Below are 569 nucleotides of genomic sequence, written 5' to 3'. Positions count from 1 at the left end.
GGTCCGCCACGAACACCTCGGTGACGGCGTCGCTCGCGGCCTGAATTTCGCTCGTCTCGACGGCCTGCGTGATGTCGTCGGCGGCGAGCGCCGGCGTCTCGTCGAACCGGTCGAGTACTGTTCGCTCGTCGGTACGGTCGGGGACATCGACGGTGTACTTGAGTTGGAAGCGGTCGCGTTGCGCCTCCGGGAGTTCGAACACGCCCTCCATCTCGATGGGGTTCTGCGTGGCGACGACCATGAACGGCTCCGGGAGCGCGAGCGTTTCCCCCTCGATCGTGACCGTCGATTCCTCCATCGCCTCCAGGAGCGCGCTCTGGGTCTTCGGCGTGGCGCGGTTGATCTCGTCGGCCACGACGAGGTTCGCGAAGATCGGCCCTTTTCGGAGGGTGAACTCGCCCGTCCCCTGCTGATACACGTTCGTGCCGGAGATGTCGGCGGGAACCATGTCCGGCGTCATCTGAACGCGGCTGTACGACAGTCCGATCGCCCGGCTGAAGGCGTTCGCGATCGTCGTCATCGCGACGCCGGGAACGCCTTCGAGGAGCACGTGGCCGTCCGTGAGCAGC

General features: G+C 66.3%; 1 protein-coding gene. It reads right to left on the bottom strand.

Annotated features, from left to right (window positions below):
* The coding region (locus tag DVK07_RS20760; protein WP_233565571.1) for a MoxR family ATPase at window positions 1–568 on the bottom strand (568 nt) is incomplete at its 3' end.
* Window position 569: the final 1 nt, after the last annotated feature.

This window comes from Halorubrum sp. Atlit-26R, from assembly GCF_003666015.1.
In the GTDB taxonomy this organism is placed as follows: Archaea; Halobacteriota; Halobacteria; order Halobacteriales; family Haloferacaceae; genus Halorubrum.
This window is presented reverse-complemented; position numbering and strand designations above follow the sequence as displayed.